A 20,349-nucleotide genomic window follows, 5' to 3' on the forward strand; every position below is an offset into this window, starting at 1 on the left:
GAGGGTGGTCAGAGGCGGGCGAGGAGGCGCGGTGCGTGCGGGTGCGGCGCCTGCGGGCCCGACGGAAAGCCGATCGCATAGTGACCGAACGGTACCACCGCGGCCTTCCTCCAGGACTGTCACAACCCGGGCACGAAGCGACATCACGGTCGAGACACGCGTGTGTCCTTGGTCCCGCATTTACTCGCTTGAGACACCCTTCGCCTTCTAGGATGTCCGATGAATGCCGCCGTTCCTCCCCCGGGGTCCCGCTGAGGCTCCCAGTGCCGGAACGGGAGACTGACAAGCTCCGAGGAGACCCGACGTGCCCACGCAGGACCAGACCAGCCCAGGCTTCGGCGCCAACGAGTGGATGGTGGAGGAGATGCGGGCCGCCTGGTCAGCGGATCCCTCCTCCGTGAGCCCCCAGTGGCGAGAGCTCTTCGAGACCGATCCGAGCGCCGGCCTGCACCGGTCAAGTAACCCTTCGAATGGCTTCGCGTCGGCGGCTGCCGGTGGTCCGCGCCGGGCCACCATCACGCCTCAGGTCGCCTCCCCCCTGCGTCACTCCTCCGCCGTCCAGGACGTCACGCGCTCAGACCTTCCGCCGGCCCCGCCGTCGGACACCGCTCCCCCGACCTCGCCTTACGCCCAGCGTCTGGCCGCCCACCCCGCGCACGACCTGGAGGGCGACGGCTGCGAGGAGAGATCCGTCCGGCTCAAGGGGGCGGCGGCCCGCACCGCCAAGAACATGGACGACTCCCTGTCCATGCCCACGGCCACCTCCGCCCGGGCCGTGCCCGCCAAGGTCCTCATCGAGAACCGTGCCGTCATCAACAGCCACCTGGCCCGCACTCGCGGCGGCAAGGTCTCCTTCACCCACCTCATCGGCTGGGCGGTGGTCGAGTCGCTGGCCGAGATGCCCTCGATGAACGTCGCCTACGGAGTCGACGAGGCCGGCAAGCCGGTCCTGCACGAGCCCGCCCACGTGGCCTTCGGCCTGGCCATCGACGTGCCCGGCGCTGACGGGCAGCGCCGACTGCTGGTGCCCTCCATCAAGCAGGCCGACCTCATGGACCTGTCCCAGTTCGTTGAGGCCTACGAGGCCATCGTGGCCAAGGCCCGCGACAACAAGCTGGACCTCGACGACTTCCGCGGCACCACCGTGACCCTGACCAACCCCGGCATGATCGGCACCCTGCACTCGGTGCCTCGCCTCATGCCCGGCCAGGGACTCATCGTGGGGGTCGGCAGCATGGACTACCCGGCCGCCTTCGCCGGTGCGAGCCCCGACACGCTGGCCCGCCAGGCCATCGGCAAGGTCGTCACCCTGACCTCCACCTACGACCACCGCGTCATCCAGGGCGCCGCCTCGGGCGATTTCCTGCGCCTGGTGGAACGCAAGCTCCTGGGACTGGACGGCTTCTGGAACCGGGCCTTCGAGTCCCTGCGCATCCCCCTCGAGCCGGTCGCGTGGATGCGTGACACCACCTACGACCCCGAGCTGGAGACCGGCAAGCCGGCGCGCGTGGCCGAGCTCATCCACGCCTACCGTCAGCGCGGACACCTGGCCGCCGACAACGACCCGCTCACCTACCGCCTGCGCCGCCACCCCGACCTGGACATCACCTCCTACGGGCTGAGCCTGTGGGACCTGGACCGCTCCTTCCCCACCCGGGGGCTGGGCGGGCGCGATCGGGCCACCCTGCGCGAGATCCTCAAGATGCTGCGCGACGCCTACTGCCGCACCGTGGGCGTGGAGTACATGCACATCCAGGACCCGGCCCAGCGAGCCTGGTGGCAGGAGCGCCTCGAGCGGGACTGGGAGAACATCGGCGATGAGGAGCGCCGTCGGATCCTCACCAAGCTGGAGCAGGCCGAGGCCTTCGAGACCTTCCTGCAGACCAAGTACGTGGGCCAGAAGCGCTTCAGCCTCGAGGGAGGGGAGTCCCTCATCGTGGCCCTGGACCGCCTGCTCGACGCCGCAGCCCACGACGGCCTCGACGAGGTCGTCATCGGCATGGCCCACCGCGGCCGCCTCAACGTGCTCACCAACATCGCCGGCAAGTCCTACGCCCAGGTCTTCGACGAGTTCGAGGGCAACGGCGTCATCGAGGGCGCCGGCACCGGGGACGTCAAGTACCACCTGGGCACCGTGGGCGTCTTCTCCGGGACCGACGGCGTGTCCACCCGCGTCTCCCTGGCCGCCAACCCCTCCCACCTGGAGACGGTCGACGGCGTCGTCGAGGGCATCGTGCGCGCCAAGCAGGACCGCATCGGCCTGGGCGAGAAGGGCTACACGGTCATGCCGGTCCTCGTCCACGGTGACGCCGCCTTCGCCGGCCAGGGCGTGGTCTACGAGACCCTCAACATGAGCCAGCTGCCCGCCTACCGCACCGGCGGCACCGTCCACATCGTCGTCAACAACCAGATCGGCTTCACCACCGGCTCGGCCTCGGCCCGTTCCACCATCTACGCCACCGACCTGGCCAAGGGCCTGCAGGTGCCGATCTTCCACGTCAACGCCGACGACCCCGAGACGGTGGCCCGTACCGCACGCCACGCCTACGAGTACCGGCGCACCTTCCACAAGGACGTCATCATCGACCTCATCTGCTACCGGCGCCGCGGGCACAACGAGGGGGACGACCCCTCGATGACCCAGCCGCTCATGTACCGGCTCATCGACTCCCTGGACTCCACCCGAGGGGTCTACACCTCCGCTCTCGTGGGGCGCGGCGACGTCACCCCGCAGGAGGCCCAGGAGATCGCCAAGAGCTACCAGGACGAGCTGGAGAGGATCTTCACCGAGGCCCGCCTCCAGGTCACCGGGGGCAAGGTCTCCGATACCGACGCCGAGACGACCAACACCTCCGCACAGGACCTGTCGGACCCCACGAAGGTGGGCGTGCCCCTGTCCTCCCTGGAGATCCCCTACTCCCAGCAGGCGGGCATCGGCATGATGCTCGGCTGGACCTCGGCCGTGCCGCGCGATGTCGTCGAGCGCATCGGGGACGCCCAGGTCTCCTGGCCCGAGTCCTTCACCGTCCACCCCAAGCTCCAGGCCATGCTCTCCAAGCGCCGCGAGGCCACACGCGAGGGCGGTATCGACTGGGGGCTCGGAGAGCTCATCGCCCTGGGGAGCCTGCTCATGGAGGGCGTGCCGATCCGCCTGGTCGGCGAGGACGCCCGCCGCGCCACCTTCGCCCAGCGTCACGCCGTCCTGCACGACCACACCTCCGGTCAGGAGTGGACGCCCCTGAACTTCCTCACGCCGGACCAGGCGCCCCTGGAGATCTACGACTCGCTGCTCAGCGAGTACGCCGCCCTGGCCTTCGAGTACGGCTACTCGGTGGAGCGGCCCGAGGGGCTGACCATGTGGGAGGCCCAGTTCGGCGACTTCGCCAACGGCGCCCAGTCCGTCATCGACGAGTACGTCACCTCCGCCGCCCAGAAGTGGGGGCAGCGCTCCGGCCTGGTCATGCTGCTCCCCCACGGCCAGGAGGGGCAGGGACCGGACCACTCCTCAGCCCGTATCGAGCGCTACCTGCAGATGTGCGCCCAGGACAACATGCTGGTGGCCCAGCCCTCCACGCCCGCCAGCTATTTCCACCTGCTGCGCGAGCACACCTACCGCCGCCCACGCCGTCCTCTCATCGTCTTCACCCCCAAGCAGCTGCTGCGTCTGAAGGCCGCCTGCTCACCGGTGGAGGACTTCACCTCCGGCACCTTCCAGCCGGTCATCGGGGAGACCGACGACGCCGTCCTAGCCGCGGCGCAGAAGCAGAACGTGGACCGGGTGCTGCTGTGCTCGGGGCGCGTCTACTACGACCTGCTGGCCCACCGGACCAAGATCGGGGACACGGGCACGGCCATCGTCCGCCTCGAGCAGCTCTACCCGCTAGATGCCTCTGCCATCGCCGAGGCGCTGGCTCCCTTCAGCGGGGCCGAGCTCGTGTGGGTTCAGGATGAGCCCGCCAACCAGGGCATGTGGCCCTACCTGGCGCTCAACCTGCCGACCGACCTGACCGGCGGTGTCCTGCCCACGCTGGTCTCCCGGCCCGAGGCCGCCGCCCCGGCGGTGGGCACCGCCGGCCTTCACCGCGCCCAGCAGGAGGAGATCATCCACCAGGCCTTCACCCGGGACTGAGACCAGGCCGGTCATCACCGATCCGTCCCCGGTCAGCCCCATCGAAATGCCGTCAGCCTCCCCCGTTACGACGCAAGGTCACGATAATGTCAAGGCAGCATGAGGAATCATGAGGCATGAGGAGGCGCTGTCATGCGTGAGACGAGGCTGAGCTTCATCGGCGACGAGCTGGTGGCCGGTCATGGTGACGGGCGCGCTCTGGGATGGACGGGCCGGGTCATGGCCCGTACGCCCCGGGACGCCGACATCCTGTGGACCTCACTGGCGGTTCCCGGTGAGACGACCGCCCAGATGTCCGACCGCTGGGGGCCCGAGGTGGCACGGCGCTCCACGCACACCGGCATCAACCGGCTCGTCGTGGGACTGGGAGTGGCCGACGTGATCGCCGGCATATCATACGCCCGCTCACGCCTGGCCCTGGCCAACATCCTCGACACTGCCGCCTCCGACCACCGCGAGTGCTTCGTCGTCGGGCCCCCTCCCCTGCCGGAGGCCGATCCCGACGCCACCGCCCAGCTGTCCCAGGCCGCCGAGGAGGTGTGCCTGCGCCGCAATGTGCCCTACGTGGACGCCTTCGAGCCGCTGCGCAACCACGAGCAGTGGACGGCCGACGTGGCTGCCGCCGGCGGCACGCACCCGGGCCAGGCCGGATACGGTCTGCTGGCCTGGCTGGTGCTGCACCGCGGCTGGTACGAGTGGCTCGGCGTCGAGCGCCCCGAGTCCTGAGACCCGACGGCCCCGGTTACGTCACGTCGGCCGGTCACCGCTGCGGTGACCGGCCGACGTCTGCTATATCTCAGGGCGTTGCGCTCAGCGCGCCACCCGGCTCAGGCGTTGGGACGCTTGCCGTGGTTGGCGCTGGACTTGGCGCGTGCACGACGCTTACGACCGCGCTTGCTCATCACTGCCTCCTCGTGTCTTGACTCGCCCCACGAGGGGGCACGGAACGCCGCCAATTCTCGCACACGGCAACGCGCCCCGGCCAGTCTCGCACCGCCGACCAGCCGGTGAAGGAGACCACACGTCACTGCTGGCGACGACGACACGGAGCCGGGATGGCCCGGGGCCGCCCCCTCAGTCGCGCTCGAAGCGGACGGTCCGGGAGGACTCGACCCTGGACTCCACGATGCGCACCACCTGTCCGGAGGCGGAGGCCCGAGTCCGGGTCGTGGTCGACGTCGTCGTCACGCTCACCGCGGTGGCGCGCAGGGCCGACAGGCGCCCAAGGACCCGGGCGCGCAGCTCGGGAGGGGCCTGCTCGGCGCACCGCGAGCGCAGGATCTCACGCAGGTGGGTCTCGGCGTCGGCGATGCGCGAGCAGTGCGAGCAGGTGGCCACGTGCTGGGCGAGGCGCTCGGCGAGGTCGGCGGTGCACTCGCGGTCGAGGAAGGCCTCCAGGTGGGCGCGGGCCTCGGCGCAGGAGCAGTCCTGGGAGCCGTCCGTAGTCTTAAGGGTCTTGGGGTTCTTGGCGGGCTCAGCGTTGTCGCTGCTGGTTCCCGGTTTCATGCGGTCTGTCATTTCTCCTCCTCCCCGTACCCGTACTCGCGGGCGTAGTCGGCCAGCAGCTCGCGCAGCTGGCGGCGCCCTCGGTGCAGCCGGGACATGACGGTCCCGATGGGCGTGTCCATGATCTCGGCGATCTCCTTGTAGGAGAAGCCCTCCACGTCCGCCAGGTAGACGGCCAGGCGACGGTCCTCGGTGAGCTGACCCAGGGCGTCCTTGATGTCGGAGTCCGGCAGGGCGTCCAGGGCGAGGTTCTCCGCGCTGGGCAGCCCCACCGAGTCGTGGGAGGCGGCCCGGTGCAGCTGCCAGTCCTCGACCGTCTCCGCGTCGGACTGGAGCGGCTCGCGCTGCTTCTTGCGGTAGGAGTTGATGAAGGTGTTGGTCAGGATCCGGTAGAGCCAGGCCTTGAGGTTGGTGCCGGGCCGGTACTGGTGGAAGGAGCCGAAGGCCTTGGCGTAGGCATCCTGCACGAGGTCCTCGGCATCGGCTCGGTTGCGGGTCATGCGTAGGGCGGCGCCGTAGAGCTGGTCCAGGTAGGGCAGGGCCTCGGCCTCGAAGCGGGCGGCGCGGGCGGCCTCGTCCTCACCTGCCGGCGCCCGGTCCAGACCGTGCGCAGCATCGCCCGGATCGATCACCTCGTCCAGGGCGATCTCATCTGTGTGGTCGTCGATGTCCGTCATCAACCATGAGCCTAACGTGCCCAGGGAGTCCTCGGCCTCACCTGCGCCGAGAAGCTCGGTCATCGTGGCGACTCGTCCCGGCATGCGGCGGTGCCGACGGTGCCCGTCCTGGCGACCGGATCGCTCATGACGACCTCGTGGCCCGCCCGGCGGTGCGCCCCGTCGGCGTGCGGTCCGGCTCAACGACGGCACGGTCGGCTGCTGAGTGCTCATGTCCCGGCCAACACGATGACGCCCCGGATTCATTCCCCGTCCGCGTTCAGCGAGGCACGCGCCACGTTCGAACGGCGATATTGCTGGCCCGAGCCGCCCACGTAGGCCAGGATGGGGGCATGAACATTCTGCGATCCTTCGCCCGCCCCATGCTCGCTGCACCCTTCATCGTCGATGGGCTCGACGCCCTGGTGCGTCCGTCGCGCCACGTGGAGAAGTTCGAGAAGGTCGCCCCCACGCTGGAGCGGGTCGGCCTGCCACCGGTGCTGGCCGCCGACGCCCGGCTGCTCACCCGCGCCTCGGGTGCCGCAAGCCTCGTGGCCGGACTGGGGCTGGCCGCCGGCCGAGCTCCCCGCACGAACGCCACCATCCTGGCCGCCCTCAACGTACCCCTCACCGTGGTCAACAACCCCGTGTGGACGGTGAAGGGGACGCAGGCCCGTAAGGAGGCCCTCTCCGGGCTGCTGCGCGGGGCCGCCCTGGGGGCCGGGCTCGCGCTGGCCGCCGTCGATCGTCAGGGCAGGCCGTCACTGGCCTGGCAGGTGCGCAACGCCCGCCAGCAGCGTGAGGCGATGCAGGCCGCCCAGCAGGCCGTCCAGCAGCGCCACGTGACCGCCTGAGGCGCCGACGTCGGAACCCGTCGGCCCCTGGCCCGGGTCAGACGTCGGTTCACCGCCACCGTCTAGAACGCTCCGGTAGCTGTCACCTGGGTGTCACGGGCGGCGGCTACTCTCACCCCGGTCCGCTGCCGACCGGTCGCGGCGCCCTGACGCGCCCGCACCACCTCATCACCACACGCAGACACGTCATCGACACGCAGGGAGCACTCATGACCGTCCAGTCCGCCCAGCCGGCTCAGGCAAGCCAGACGACCCAGTCGAAGCAGGCTGAGGAGCCCGACATCGTCTACACCTGGACCGACGAAGCCCCGATGTTGGCGACCCACTCCTTCCTGCCGGTCGTGCGCGGTTTCGCCCAGCGGGCGGGCGTGAGCGTCGGCACGGCGGACATCTCGTTGGCGGGACGCATCCTGGCATCCTTCTCCCTGGCCGACGACGACCTGGCCCGCCTGGGTGAGCTCACCCAGTCCCCGGCGGCCACGATCATCAAGCTGCCCAACATCTCGGCCTCCCTGCCCCAGCTCAAGGCCGCCATCGCCGAGCTTCAGGCCCTGGGCCACGAGATCCCCGACTACCCCGACTCCCCTGCCACGCCCGCCGAGCGGGAGGCGCGCGCCGCCTACGACGCCGTCAAGGGCAGCGCTGTCAACCCCGTCCTGCGTGAGGGCAACTCGGACCGGCGCGCCCCGGCGGCCGTCAAGGCCTACGCCCGCTCCCACCCGCACTCGATGGGGGCCTGGTCGCCCGAGTCGCGCACCCGCGTGGCCACGATGGGGACCGGGGACTTCCGGCGCAATGAGCGCAGCGTCGTCGTGCCCGAGGCCGGCACCCTGCAGATCCGGTTGCGCCCGTCCGACGGCGGCGATCCGATCGTCCTGCGGGAGTCGCTGCCGGTGACGGCCGGGGAGGTCGTGGACGCCACCTTCATGAGCGCCGCCGCCCTGGACGAGTTCCTCGCCCGACAGGTGGCCGCCGCCAAGGATGAGGACCTGCTGCTGTCGGTGCACCTCAAGGCCACGATGATGAAGGTCTCCGACCCGATCATCTTCGGTCACGCGGTGCGCGCCGCCCTTCCGGGCGTCTTCTCCACCTACGGGCGGGTACTGGCCGAGGCGGGTCTGCGCCCCGAGGACGGGCTGGCCTCGATCCTGGCGGGCCTGGACTCGCTGCCCCAGGGTGAGGAGATCCGCGCCGCCATCGAGGCCGAGCTCGCCGCCGGGCCCCGCCTGTCCATGGTGGACTCCGACCGCGGCATCACGAACCTGCACGTGCCCAGTGACGTCATCATCGATGCCTCCATGCCCGCCATGATCCGTGCCGGCGGCCACCTGTGGGGACCGGACGGCCAGACCGCGGACACGCTCGCCGTCATCCCGGACTCCTCCTACGCCGGGGTCTACCAGGCTGTCATCGAGGACTGCCGAGCCCACGGGGCCCTGGACCCGGCCACCATGGGCTCGGTGCCCAACGTGGGTCTCATGGCCCGCAAGGCCGAGGAGTACGGCAGCCACGACAAGACCTTCCTCATCCCGGCCGACGGCACCGTGGAGGTCGTCGCGGTCGAGGACGCGGGCGCCGAGCCCGGTGCGGTGCTGCTGTCCCACGAGGTGGCCGCCGGCGACATCTGGCGGGCCTGCACCACGCAGGACGCCCCCGTGCGCGACTGGGTGCACCTGGCGGTCACGCGGGCCCGGGCCACCGGTGCCCCGGCCGTCTTCTGGCTGGACCCCGAGCGTGGCCACGACGCCGTCCTCATCGACCTGGTGCACCGTTACCTGGCAGGTGAGGACACCGAGGGCCTGGACATCCGCGTCCTGGACCCGGTGGCGGCCACGCGCCTGTCCCTGGAGCGCGCCCGCCGCGGCGAGGACACCATCTCGGTGACCGGCAACGTGCTGCGTGACTACAACACGGACCTCTTCCCCATCCTCGAGCTGGGCACGAGCGCCAAGATGCTCTCGGTGGTGCCGCTGATGAACGGCGGCGGCCTCTATGAGACCGGGGCCGGGGGCTCGGCCCCCAAGCACGTGCGCCAGCTGCTCGAGGAGGACTACCTGCGCTGGGACTCCCTGGGCGAGTTCCTGGCCCTGGCGGAGGCCTTCCACCACGTGGGCCAGGTCAGTGGCAACGAGCGCGCCGAGGTGCTGGCCGACGCCCTGGAGGCCGCCACGGCCCGGCTGCTGGAGGAGAACCGTTCCCCGGCACGCCGCCTGGGGCAGATCGACAACCGCGGCTCGCACGCCTGGCTGGCCCTGTACTGGGCCCGCGAGCTGGCCGCGCAGGAGACCAGTACCGAGCTCGCCGCCGTCTTCTCCCCGATCGCCCAGCAGCTCGAGGCCTTCAACGACACGATCCAGGCCGAGCTGCTGGCCGTCCAGGGCTCCCCGGTGGACATCGGCGGCTACTACCGCCCCGATAAGGCCCTGACCGACGCCGTCATGCGTCCCTCGACCACCCTCAATGCGGTCATCGAGGCGCTCCAGTAAACTCACATAAAGTAAGGAGTACAAGAGCAACCCATATTCTAAGGATCAAAGAAATCAGCGAATCAGCACCTCGAAAGGAAATACAGCATGCACGCCCTAATCGAAAAACGTGCAAACAAATTTGCAAGAGACTACGGTTTCGATGTTTCAGACGCAGAAAAATTTGAACTCTATACTGCGGCAGTATACCTCCATCGGTATATAAAAGGAGACAAGGAACAAATCAGGTCAGCAGTTATGGGCGGCGGGTCAGACGAAGGAATAGATGTCGCTGCCGTAATCGTCAACAATGAAGTCGTGACGGACCCAAAAGAAATAGAAGACAGGATATCAACTCAACCATCCAATTCAGCTAAAGTAATTTTCATTCAAGCCAAAACAAGTGAAGGCTACGACGCCAAACTGATTTCAAAGTTCCTTCACGGCGTTGAGGCTGTTGCAAAATATGCAATGAAGCCCGGGTCTATCAAACTACCACCCCAACTAGTCGATATCGCAAAATTACTAGAATGCATCGCCGACAACGGAAAGTATTTCGACGATTTTAGAATTCCATGTGAGTTGTACTATGTCACCACCAGCGCGAACGACGGACAGAACGTCACCAATGATCTTCAAATATCAGAAGCTTTAACTAGAATCAACGATCTGCAAGTCTACAACGAGCACCTCACTATTCGAACCCAAGGCTACAGGCAGATTGACGCAAAGGAAAAAGAGAATCGAGGACCTCAAAAGGTACAGTTTAATTTCGAGAAGTCCCTCGCAATTTCCGGGGGAGACGACGTCGACGACCCCATATCATATATTGGCGTTATTTCCGCAAAGGAACTTATGAAATTACTTTGCGACGAAAGTGGGCTGCGTCCAGGGATATTCGACGACAACGTCCGACTTCATCTTGGAGGGAAGAACTCTGTAAATCAGCGCATCTACAAGACTCTCGAATCCGAGCAGCGCAGCAACTTTCCCTTCCTAAACAACGGCGTCACAATGATCGCCACAAGACTTGAAGTGCATGGCAATAGGATGTTGGCTTCAGTATATCAGATCGTCAACGGCGGACAAACGAGCAACCAGATTGTTCAGTGGGCAGATTCCCTAAACGAGAGCAAGAAAAACGACTTACTGTCTTCAGTTTGGATTCCCATAAAAATAATCGTGTCTACCAATCCTGAAATCAGAGCAAACGTGACGGTCTCAACCAACCTGCAAAGCGCAATCAGTAATGCCGACATTCAAGCTAGTTCCCAGATAGCAAAAGAAGTCGAGAGCTACTTCGACCGATCGGGATCCGAGGGGCTTCGCTATGAAAGGCAGCGTCGCGGAGAAGGGCTCCCTTTCGCCAGGACAAGAGTATTTAGTACATTAGAACTCGACAGGGCCGTCGCCGCTACCGTCTTCGGAGACTCCAACAAGGCTATATCTGACTCCAAAGAACTCCAGGAAGAAAATTCTTATGTTTGGGGAGACTACCCACCCGAACTCTTTTATTATGCGGCATGGGTTACGTACCGGGTGGAACGACACATCGCACGAACGGCAAATCATTCAGTCCTGCGAGCGGCGAAATATCATATTGCCATGATGGCTTCAGCTATAGCTCTTCCCGAGTTTATCAGTAACTTCGAAGAAGAAGACAACGAAAAAATACAAGATAGATTAACGAAAATGAAGAGTCCCCTGAGGAAAAAACTTAAAGCGGCGCCAAATAATCAGGAAAAAATTGATGCCGCTATATCGATATCTGCCAATGAAACCTATGATTACTTTGCGAACACCCTGCAAGAAGAAGGTGGGAGCCTACGGAAAGATCATGTCAGAGGTCTACAGCACCAAAAGGCGCTTCTTGCGAGAGTGAGAGATACGAGGGCATCCCTTTAACATCTGCATCGCTGACATTCCATACTCTATGCATCTTGACACGCACCTTGAATAGTGGCGCTGTCACACAATGCTTCTGAGCACCTGCTTTCTATCTGAGAGCCGTCGATCGCTACGCTCTCCAAACCAGCACAGATGTGAGGCCCCAACTGCAGTTGGGGCCTCACATCTGCCATAATAACTAGATGGCATTAAACTCATCTCCCGGAGCCCCAGCGATCTCGTGGCGGGCACCGGTGGCGGCCGGGGGGCTGGACGCCGTCGTGGAGCTGCCGGGGTCGAAGTCGCTCAGTGCCCGGGCCCTGCTCCTGGCCGCCGTTGCCGACGCGCAGACGACGCTCACCGGGCTCCTGCGCTCGCGCGACACCGAGCTCATGCTCGCCGCCTTGAGCGTGCTCGGCGCCCGCTTCGAGGACCTCAACGAGACCGGCACCCGGCTGCGCGTCACGCCCGCTCCCCTGCCACTGCATGTGCAGACCGGATCCGACGGCATCGGACGCATCGACGTCGGCCTGGCCGGGACCGTCATGCGATTCGTGCCCGCCCTGGCCGCGCTGGCCGACGCCCCGGTCATCTTCGACGGGGACGAGGCCGCCCGGCGCCGCCCCATGGCGCCTCTGCTCGACGCGCTGGCCTCCCTGGGCGCGGAAGTCACCCACCTCGGTGAGCCCGGCTTCCTGCCCTTCCGAGTCGCCCCCGGCGACGGCGCCCTCCTGCGAGCCGAGGGCGCCCGGGTGGCGGTCGACGGCTCGGCATCCTCCCAGTTCGTCTCCGCCCTGCTGCTCCTGGGCGCTCTCCTGCCCGGCGGCCTGGAGCTCACCCCCACCGGGCCGGTGCCCTCGCTGACGCACGTGGCCATGACGGTGGAGACGCTGCGCGAGCGGGGCATCGCCGTTGACGAGCCCGCCCCCGGGGCCGGTGACGGCGAGCGCACCTGGCGGGTCCACCCCGGCCACCCCCTCGGCGGACGGGTGGCCATCGAGCCGGACCTGTCCAACGCCGGCCCCTTCCTGGCGGCGGCCCTCGTGGCCGGGGGCCGGGTCAGCATCCCCCACTGGCCGACGGCCACGACCCAGGCCGGCGACGCCTGGCGCGAGGTCCTCCCCCGCCTGGGCGGGGAGGTGACACTCACCGACGGGACTCTCACGGCCCGCGGCACCGGGCGGCTGACCGGGATCCACGCGGACCTGTCCGACGTCGGCGAGCTGGCCCCCACGGTGGCGGCCCTGGCGACCCTCGCCGGGGCGCAGGGCCACACCAGCACCCTCACCGGCATCGCGCACCTGCGCGGGCACGAGACCGACCGCCTGGCGGCCCTGGCCGCCCAGATCCGCCTCCTGGGCGGGGAGGCGGAGGAGAGCAACGACGGGCTCATTATCCGCCCCGCACCGCTGCACGGCGCCGCCCTGCGCTCCTACGCCGACCACCGGATGGCCACCTTCGCCGCCATCATCGGCCTGAGCGTGGACGGGGTGAGCCTGGACGACGTCGAGTGCACCTCCAAGACGCTGCCCGGCTTCACGGACCTGTGGGCCGCCATGCTGGCCACTGCCGCCTGTGGGGACCGCACCGGAGCGACCGCTGGGGCACACGTTCAGCTGACGCCCCCGGGAGATGGCGCCTGATGGCTCGCCGCGACATCGGCACCGACGACCCGCGCGTGAGGGTCCGCCCCGGTCGGGGCTCACGCCCGCGCACCAAGCAGCGACCCAGCCACGCCGACGCGGCCCTGGGCATGGTCACCCGCATCGACCGCGGCCACTACCGCATCCGCCTGGACGAGCCGGACCTCACCGAGGACTCCAGCGGCAACATCACCGCCATGAAGGCCCGCGAGCTCGGTCGGGGCAAGGTCGTCGTCGGCGACCGGGTCGCCGTCGTCGGGGACACCAGCGGCCGCAAGGGCACCCTGGCACGCATGGTCCGCATCGAGGAGCGCACCACCCTGCTGCGCCGCAGCGCCGAGGACGGGGACACCGCCGGCACCGAGAGGGGGATCGTCGCCAACGCGAACCAGCTCGTCATCGTCACCGCCGTGGCCGACCCCGAGCCGCGCCCACGCATGATCGACCGCTACCTCGTGGCCGCCTACGACGCCGGCATGGAGCCACTCATCGTGCTCACCAAGACCGACCTGGCCGACGCCGCCCCGCTGACGGACCTCTACGGCCCCCTGGGCGTGCGCTGCCTGGCCACGAGACTGAGCCCCCACATCGCCGGGACCGAGCCCTCCCAGACCGGTGGGGACCAACGGCCCGACGACGGCGTCGAAGCGGTCCGCCAGGCGCTCAACGGCGCATCCTCGGTACTCGTGGGCCACTCCGGAGTCGGCAAGTCCACGCTCATCAACGCACTCGTACCCGGAGCCGACCGCGCCACCGGACACGTCAACGAGGTCACCGGCCGAGGTCGCCACACCTCCACCAGTCTTCAGGCCCTCGAGCTGCCCGGGGGCGGCTGGGTCATCGACACCCCCGGCGTGCGTTCCTTCGGGGTTTCCCACGTCGGCAGCACCGACGTCCTTCGGGGCTTCCCGGACCTGGCCTCCGTGGCCGAGGACTGTCCTCGCGGGTGCACCCACGAGGACGACGTCGTCGACTGCGCCCTGGACGCATGGGCCGGCACGGCCGACGGGCCGGCCGCACCGGGAGCCTCGGTGGCTCCCGAGGATCGACGCGCACGGGTGGAGTCCTTCCGCCGGCTGCTGGCGCCCTCGCTGGAGGCCGAGGATCCCAGCCGCCCCTGAAGCACCCCTGAGCACGGGCGGCGCCCTTCCGGGAGCATCACAATTTCGTCGACAGCGGGATCCTTCTCCCTGAGGGTCGTTTGTCCTGCCACCGGGCGACGACCCGACAGAAACGGCGTCAGTACTGAGTTTTTTCACGCTTCAATGGACTCACTATTGGACATCATGTGCTAGAACTCACATCACAGAGCCGTTGCAGGATTCAACTACACACCGATTTTGACGGTTCCCACAAGCGAAAGCGCGATAGTCTCATGACATGCACAACCGTCCGACTCCTCCGCTCCCACGTCCCGCCCTGGGCGACCTGTCCGCACGCGCCAACCTCTCTGCGGCGCGCCGGCGCGTCCTGGAGGTCGTGGAGGCTTCAAACGACGCGATGACGGCCGTTCAGGTCGCCAGCGCACTCAACCTGCACCACAACACTGTTCGTGAGCACCTCGACGCCCTGGTTGACGCCGGATTCGTCACGGTGTCCACCAAACCGACGGGTAAGCGGGGCCGCCCGGCCCTGCGCTACGCCTCAACGGCCCCCGACCCCCAGCAGATGGTCGACGCCTACCTGCTGCTGCTCGACGCGATCGCCGACACCCTGGGCGAGGGCGAGGAAGCCCGGGCCACCGCTCTGGAGATCGGTCGCCGCTGGGCCGAGCTGACCCCCGGCACCGTTGCCGAGCCCACGGTCGACGGCGAGCAGGTGGACCGGGTCACCGCCCTCATCCCCTACCTGGCGGTCATGGGCTTCGCCCCGGAGGTCTCCGGTGACACCGTCGTCCTGCGCTCCTGCCCGCTCATCACGCGCAACCACCGGCCGCGCGACCTGGTGTGCACCATGCACGAGGGTTTCCTACGGGCCGTCGTCGGCCCCGACCCGGCTGCCTACGAGCGCCTCAAGTTCCTGCCCAACGGGCCTGACGGCTGCCAGATCGGCTCGACTCAGCCCATCCACGAGGAGCCGGACCTCAAGGTCGTTCACGCCGACGTCGCCTGACCGCGCTGCTCCAACAGCACCCCATCCACCCGTCCACCACTTCTGAGATTGCAAGGCCTCGGCCCCGGGCACAGTCGTCCGGGGCCGAAGCAGCGTTCGGTGGCACTCCCAGCCATGGCCTGAGGACGCCGCAGCTCAGGGACTGACCTCCAGGACGCCGTGAGCACCCTTCTCCATGTCGGCGAAGGAGTGGGACACGAACGCGTAGTGGCCCGGCTCGGAGGCGACGCACTCCACGAAGCCGCCCTGGGCGGGCTGCAGGCCGAGGGCCTGGGAGCCACCGGACCAGGCGTTGCCGATCTGGCCCGGGCCACCGAGGGTCCAGGCCCCCTCGAAGAAGACCTGGTCGAACTGCAGGCCGACGACGTGGAAGGGCGTCGGCAGGGAGGGCCCGGCGGCCATGACCCAGAAGCGCACGCGCTCACCCACCTTGGCCTTGAGCGGCTGCTGGTGGTACTGGAAGGCCACCCCGTTGAAGGTCATGAGGTCGGGGGTCTTGGCGGCGATCTTGTCGGTGTTGGGCTCACCGCCCTCGGGACCGAGGTAGACCTCGGAGGCGACGATGGCGTACTCGCGGTCCACGGCCGGCAGTCCCGGTGGATCGATGATGACGGCCCCGTGCATGCCGGCGGCCAGGTGCAGACTCATCGGCGAGGTGGAGCAGTGGTAGAGCCAGATCCCCGAGTGCTGGGCCTTGAAGGTGTAGACGAGGGACTCCCCGGGGTTGATCGAGCGCATCGCTTTATCGGGCGGGGTGATCCCGGCGTGGAAGTCGAGGGAGTGGCTCATCGTGCCGTCGTTGACCAGAGTGATCTCGAAGGTGTCCCCCACCTTGCCGCGCAGGACGGGGCCGGGGACCTGCCCGTTGAAGGTCAGGCGCCGTTGGGTGACGCCGGCGCCGACCTGCATGACCTGCTCCTTGACGGTGAAGGTGTGCCGGTGGGTCATGGGACCGCCGTCGGGGCTGGCGGGGGCCGGCGGCAGAGCGGCGTCGAAGGCCTTGAAGTCGGCGGGCAGGCGGGCCGAGTAGTCGGGAACCGCGTCATTGCCGGAGCCTGTGTGCTTGCTCTGGCCCCCGCCGTGCTGGTGGCCGCCGGCGGACGCCCCGCCCGCGGTGACGTGGAAGACCATGCCCTGGGCGCGGTGGCCGGCGATGGAGCACCAGCCCTCGATCGGCCCCGCAACGATGCCGGCGTCGAGGGTGCCCTTGGCTCGGGCGGCGATGCGCCCGGTGGTCTGGCCGGTGGCCAGGACAAGGTCGTGGACCTGATCGGCGGTGTTGTCCAGGGTGATGACAAGCCGGTCGCCGGGGGTGACGTCGACCGTGTCCGGCACGAACCGCAGGCCCTCCACCTTGATGGTGGCGTTGACGGTGTTCCCGGTGGGCGAGACGTCCTGGGCGGCTCCGCCCTGACCACGGTTGCCGATGACGCTGCCGACGACGACGGCCGCTCCCGCGGTGAGCAGTCCCATGAGGATGCCGCGGCGGTCAGCTGACTGGAGCAGACCGCCCGATGACGCTGCCGCGGCCCCGCCTCCCGGCGTCGAGCCGGCCCCGCCAGGCAGGGGGCGTCGGCTGCGGTCGATGGCGGGGGCCGTACCGGCCGTCACCGCTCGACGGCGGACGGCATCGGGCTTGTCGACGCTTGTCCCGGGGCTCCCGGCAGCGGCATCGCCGGGAGCCGGAGCAGCACTGCTGGTGTCGCTGTTCGCGGTTCCGTTGGCGGCGGTGTCCTGAGCGCCGCCTGCAGTGGCGTCCTCAGAAGCGGCGGCCTCATCGGGGGATGGTGCCTGCGCGTTGGGCGTCTTGGTCATCGGGTTCCTCTTCGGAGCTGGGCGGACCGGCGGCCCGCGGGGTCGGAGGTGGGAGCGGCGTCGGCCGGGGTGCGAGGCGTGCGCTTGCGGCGGGAGAGCTGGCGCAGGCTGAGGATCATGCCCACCAGGAGGTAGGAGGTCACCAGCGCGGCCAGGGCGCCGGCGACGACGCGCACCTGCCAGGGCGCCGCCGGGTAGAGCGCCAGCAGGAGGCAGGCATTGGCGGCGGTGACCCGGTAGGCGGCGCAGCGGTCCATGATCGCGTTGGTGGCCCGCGTGGCCGCAGGGCCGCCGCCGAGCATCACCGGGGTGAGGTAGCTCAGGGCCGCCACGAGGATCTGGAGGGCGAAGCCCGCCGCCAGGGGCAGGCGCAGGACGTGGATGACCTGGCGGGCGGTGGCGGCGTCATCGGCCAGCGCCATGCGGGCCCCCAGGAGGGCGACACAGCCGACGAACCAGGCCACCGAGGCCGTGGCGGAGGCCGTGGCGAAGGAGGCCGGTGGGACCCGGCGGGCGGTTCGGTACGCGGGTACGAGGACTCCGCAGGCACCTCCCAGGTAGACCAGGGTGCCCAGCCCCGCCAGAGGGGGCCACAGCCCGCAGGCGGCCACCAGAGCAGTGCCACCCACGAGGTAGGGCAGACCACGGGTGGTCCAGCGCGGCGCGACCGGCTCCATGGGGGTGCGCAGCATCGTGGGCCACAGTACGGTGAGCGTGCCCAGGACCGTGGTACCCACGAAGCCCAGCAGCATGGTGGTCGTGTGGGCCAGGTAGAAGCCGTCGGCCAGGTCGGAGCGTCCGTGGGCGTTGGACCAGGAGATGAGGAAGCCCAGGAGCGCACCAGTGGCCAGCAGGACCAGGGCGACGGCGTAGTGGAGGGCCAGGGACGCCAGGCGCGGGGCGATGGCGCGCCGGTACTGCACGGTGATGGCCACGACGCCGGCGATGGCCTGGGCCATGACGATGCCCGCCCCGATAAGCGCCACCGCCTGCTGGCCCATGGTGATGCCGGTGAGCACAACGGCCGTGCCGAGGCTGTGGGCGTAGAGGCGCGCGTCCAGGAGGGCGGCGCCGCCCAGGGCCGGGCGGTGCAGGAGGGTGTCGGCGAAGTGGGCGGACCAGATGGTGATGGCGCTGCCGATCCCGCCCAGGAGCAGGGCGTGCAGGGGCAACCAGGTGCCCCAGGAGACCAGGGGGCCCACGATGGTCAGGGCCGCCAGGACGGCGGCGGTGAGCAGCCAGGCCATGACAAGGGCGTTGCGACGCACCTGGGTGGTGCGCCGGGAGGGCTTCTTGGTGGGACGACCGGGGCCGGGAAGCGAGCCGGGGCGGGGGGCGGACCCGGTACCGGGAGAACCGATGGACAGGCTCATGCGGGGCGCCCTCCCGCCCGCGACGTCGTCGCCCCGGATGCCGCGGCCGCAGCCGGCGGTCCTGCCCGGACCGGCTTGCGGATGCTGCCGGAGGTCAGGACACGCCCCAGGGTGAGGACCATGAAGACGAGAATCGCCGCCACTCCCACGGCGCCGCCGACCTTCCAGACCGTGGAGGCCTCCGCCAGCAGACCGACGACGCGCACCACCAGGCCGGCGTGAAGCAGAACGTAGGGCAGCCACATGAGCCGGTGGTAGGGCAGGGCGCGGTGGACGATCGCGGGGATGATGACCGGTGCATGGGCCAGGATCATGGAGAAGGCGAAGCCCACCGTGATGCAGTGGATGACGGTCTCGTAGGCGGCCCCGTTCAGCCCCTGCAGGCCCCACAGCGACCAGACCGCCCCGGCGACGGCGAGCCACACGTAGCCGGCGAGCATGGAGGCCGCCATGAAGCGCACTCCGCCGCGCAGGCGGACCGTGCGCCGGGCGACGTCGTGGTAGGCCATGACGACGGCCAGACCCAGCAGGGCCGGTGCGACCACGAGGTAGGAGCCCTGAGCGATCAGCATCAGGCAGGCGCCCAGGACCGCCGCACCGGACAGCACCTCGACAACGGTCTCCACCATCTCGTCGAGGAAGGCGATGCGGGCCAGCTCCAGGCGCTCACCGACGATGGTGAGCGTGGGGAAGAGCAGCCACAGCGGGACGACGTCCTCCATGCCGCGGCCACCCAGCCACAGGATGTCTCCCAGCAGGAGGGCGGCCGCGCCCATGGCCTCGACGTCGACGGCGGCGCTGGGGGCGCGCCGGTGAACCCGCAGGTAGATGGCGCACAGGATGCCGGCGGCGCCGGTCATGAGTCCCCTGCCGACAACGTTGGGCGCACCGGCCATGAGGGCCAGGCAGCCCGTGGCACTGCCCAGTGGGGCGAGCAAGGCCCAGGGGGCGCGGGCGGCGACCGCCCGTTCCAGGGCGATGACGGTCCCCAGGAAGCCGACGAGCATGAGGGGGCCGTGGAGCGCCGCCAGCTCGGCCCCGTCAATGGGCGCCGGCAGGTTGAGACGCAGGAGCGCGGCGTTGAGTCCCATGAGGATGCAGGCGGCGCCCAGGGCCAGGGCCACCAGGCGCGGTGCCACCCGGATGGTCAGCGCCCGACCGAGCCGACCGAGCCGACCGAGCCGGTCGGCCGCGTTGTCAGCCGCGTCGTCGGCATTGGCGGTCCCGTTGGTCACGTCGCCGGCCGCGTTGTCATCAGCGAGCGCCTTGACCTGCGCGTGCGCGGCCGCCGCCGGCTTGTCCGTCTCCACGACCCAACCGTATCCAACCGCGCTGGAAACGCCCGCACTCGCATCAACAAGAACGTCATAGCCGACACGGCTCCGCGTCGTTGACGACGCTGTCGTCTAAGAAGTTTCGGTAGGTTTGAGAGGCGCAGGTCGTGCCGGACGGCCGTTCCCGCTGTGGACGGTCGTTCCTGCTGGCCCTGCGGTAGTAGTAAGGTCACGCACACCAGTAAGAAACACTCCGAAGGAGACCCCCATGAGCGAGAGCCCCGAGCTGCTGCCCGTCACTGAGAAGAAGTCCAGCTGCGGCTGCCACGAGCACAGCGACGAGCGCCTCACCCTGGACGCACGCGCCATCCCGCACCGTCTGCGCCACGCCGCGGTCATCGGTGCCGCCTCCTCCCTGAACCCCGGTGAGGGCTTCGACCTGGTGGCCCCGCATGTGCCCACCCCGCTGCTGGCCCAGATCGACCAGCTGCCCTTCACCTTCCAGCACACGCTGCTGGAGCAGTCCGAGGGCTTCGCCCGCGTCGAGATCCTGCGCACCGCCTGATCCACGCCCCGTCGCAGCCGGTTGGCGGGAGGCATCCGCGGGTCTGAGCCCTCGGCCATGAGCTCAGGGC

Annotated in this window: 15 protein-coding genes; 9 read left to right on the top strand and 6 right to left on the bottom strand. The window is 68.7% G+C overall.

Annotation, left to right across the window (positions count from 1 at the left end; genetic code table 11):
• Positions 1–304: 304 nt before the first annotated feature.
• Positions 305–4,129: a multifunctional oxoglutarate decarboxylase/oxoglutarate dehydrogenase thiamine pyrophosphate-binding subunit/dihydrolipoyllysine-residue succinyltransferase subunit gene (locus FBF36_RS09670; protein ID WP_009398211.1), complete on the top strand. Its 3,825-nt coding sequence runs from the start codon at positions 305–307 to the stop codon at positions 4,127–4,129.
• Positions 4,130–4,261: 132 nt separating this feature from the next.
• Positions 4,262–4,855, top strand: coding sequence for a GDSL-type esterase/lipase family protein (locus FBF36_RS09675; protein WP_009398209.1), 594 nt, complete (start codon positions 4,262–4,264; stop codon positions 4,853–4,855).
• Positions 4,856–4,956: 101 nt separating this feature from the next.
• On the opposite strand, the gene FBF36_RS13835 is transcribed toward FBF36_RS09675, so the two are convergent.
• The 3 genes from FBF36_RS13835 to FBF36_RS09685 form a co-directional block, all read right to left on the bottom strand.
• Positions 4,957–5,031 (bottom strand): 50S ribosomal protein bL37, encoded by a 75-nt coding sequence (locus FBF36_RS13835; protein WP_370538935.1) that lies wholly within the window; start codon positions 5,029–5,031, stop codon positions 4,957–4,959.
• A 172-nt stretch (positions 5,032–5,203) separates the two neighbouring features.
• A complete protein-coding gene (gene rsrA / locus FBF36_RS09680; RefSeq protein ID WP_009398208.1) occupies positions 5,204–5,647 on the bottom strand; it encodes a mycothiol system anti-sigma-R factor in 444 nt (147 codons plus the stop codon).
• A complete protein-coding gene (locus FBF36_RS09685) occupies positions 5,644–6,312 on the bottom strand; it encodes a sigma-70 family RNA polymerase sigma factor (RefSeq protein ID WP_034493433.1) in 669 nt (222 codons plus the stop codon). The genes rsrA and FBF36_RS09685 overlap by 4 nt, the downstream gene beginning before the upstream one ends.
• A 332-nt stretch (positions 6,313–6,644) precedes the next feature.
• Between FBF36_RS09685 and FBF36_RS09690 the strand changes: the two genes are divergently transcribed.
• The 6 genes from FBF36_RS09690 to FBF36_RS09715 all read left to right on the top strand — a co-directional run bounded on the left by FBF36_RS09690 (position 6,645) and on the right by FBF36_RS09715 (position 15,252).
• Complete coding sequence (locus FBF36_RS09690; RefSeq protein WP_009398204.1) at positions 6,645–7,145, top strand: DoxX family membrane protein; 501 nt, start codon at positions 6,645–6,647, stop codon at positions 7,143–7,145.
• 209 nt (positions 7,146–7,354) lie between these two features.
• The gene (locus tag FBF36_RS09695) at positions 7,355–9,631 is read left to right on the top strand and encodes an NADP-dependent isocitrate dehydrogenase (protein ID WP_009398199.1); all 2,277 of its coding nucleotides are present in this window, start codon (positions 7,355–7,357) and stop codon (positions 9,629–9,631) included.
• Positions 9,632–9,718: 87 nt separating this feature from the next.
• Entirely contained in the window at positions 9,719–11,515 is a 1,797-nt protein-coding gene (locus FBF36_RS09700) for an AIPR family protein (protein ID WP_009398197.1), read from the top strand.
• 185 nt (positions 11,516–11,700) lie between these two features.
• On the top strand, positions 11,701–13,140 hold the full coding sequence (gene aroA, locus FBF36_RS09705; protein WP_225792337.1) for a 3-phosphoshikimate 1-carboxyvinyltransferase: 1,440 nt from the start codon (positions 11,701–11,703) through the stop codon (positions 13,138–13,140).
• Positions 13,140–14,261 carry a ribosome small subunit-dependent GTPase A gene (gene rsgA, locus FBF36_RS09710; RefSeq protein ID WP_009393597.1) on the top strand — a complete coding sequence of 374 codons (1,122 nt, stop codon included), beginning with the start codon at positions 13,140–13,142 and terminating at the stop codon, positions 14,259–14,261. The genes aroA and rsgA overlap by 1 nt, the downstream gene beginning before the upstream one ends.
• 259 nt (positions 14,262–14,520) lie before the next feature.
• Positions 14,521–15,252: a helix-turn-helix transcriptional regulator gene (locus FBF36_RS09715; protein ID WP_034491075.1), complete on the top strand. Its 732-nt coding sequence runs from the start codon at positions 14,521–14,523 to the stop codon at positions 15,250–15,252.
• 135 nt (positions 15,253–15,387) lie between these two features.
• Here FBF36_RS09715 and FBF36_RS09720 read toward each other — a convergent pair whose 3' ends face one another.
• From FBF36_RS09720 to FBF36_RS09730, 3 genes are read right to left on the bottom strand one after another with little or no spacing between them, the layout of a single operon-like run.
• Positions 15,388–17,067, bottom strand: coding sequence for a multicopper oxidase domain-containing protein (locus FBF36_RS09720; protein WP_138137444.1), 1,680 nt, complete (start codon positions 17,065–17,067; stop codon positions 15,388–15,390).
• Entirely contained in the window at positions 17,064–18,440 is a 1,377-nt protein-coding gene (locus tag FBF36_RS09725; protein ID WP_034492735.1) for a hypothetical protein, read from the bottom strand. The genes FBF36_RS09720 and FBF36_RS09725 overlap by 4 nt, the downstream gene beginning before the upstream one ends.
• The gene (locus FBF36_RS09730) at positions 18,437–19,750 is read right to left on the bottom strand and encodes a membrane protein (protein ID WP_009733993.1); all 1,314 of its coding nucleotides are present in this window, start codon (positions 19,748–19,750) and stop codon (positions 18,437–18,439) included. Before FBF36_RS09730 ends, FBF36_RS09725 begins: the two co-directional genes overlap by 4 nt.
• 232 nt (positions 19,751–19,982) lie before the next feature.
• On the opposite strand from FBF36_RS09730, the gene FBF36_RS09735 reads away from it, so the two are divergent.
• Positions 19,983–20,279, top strand: a complete 297-nt coding sequence (locus FBF36_RS09735; protein ID WP_003785642.1) for a DUF2249 domain-containing protein — start codon at positions 19,983–19,985, stop codon at positions 20,277–20,279.
• Positions 20,280–20,349 lie beyond the last annotated feature (70 nt).

This window comes from Actinomyces sp. oral taxon 171 str. F0337 (assembly GCF_005696555.1).
In the GTDB taxonomy this organism is placed as follows: Bacteria; Actinomycetota; Actinomycetes; order Actinomycetales; family Actinomycetaceae; genus Actinomyces; species Actinomyces oris_E.